This window comes from Stenotrophomonas sp. SrG (assembly GCF_050031795.1).
GTDB classification, from domain to species: domain Bacteria; phylum Pseudomonadota; class Gammaproteobacteria; order Xanthomonadales; family Xanthomonadaceae; genus Stenotrophomonas; species Stenotrophomonas rhizophila_A.
The window spans coordinates 1-283 of record NZ_JBNBBE010000176.1 but is presented as its reverse complement, the minus strand read 5'-3'; the positions used below and the strand labels follow the sequence as shown (position 1 = coordinate 283).

Annotated in this window: 1 protein-coding gene; it reads left to right on the top strand. The window is 73.5% G+C overall.

Translation table 11 applies throughout. The features are described 5' to 3' along the window. Positions 1-3: 3 nt before the first annotated feature. On the top strand, positions 4-283 hold a 280-nt coding region (locus ACQG3P_RS19425), incomplete at its 3' end, for a flavoprotein (RefSeq protein ID WP_426805957.1).

Genomic DNA, 283 nt, shown 5'->3' with positions numbered 1-283 from the left:
TAACTGGTGCGCCGCCTGCGCGACGCCGGGGCCCAGGTGCAGGTCGCCATGACCGCCGGGGCCCAGCAGTTCGTTACTCCGCTGAGCTTCCAGGCCCTGTCCGGCCAGCCCACCCGCACCACCCTGTGGGACAGCGCGGCCGAACAGGCCAAGGGCCATATCGAGCTGGCCCGCTGGGCCGACCGCGTCATCGTCGCCCCGGCCACGGCCGATCTGCTGGCCCGGCGGGCCAACGGCCATGCCGATGACCTGGTCACCACCCTGTGCCTGGCCACCACCGCGC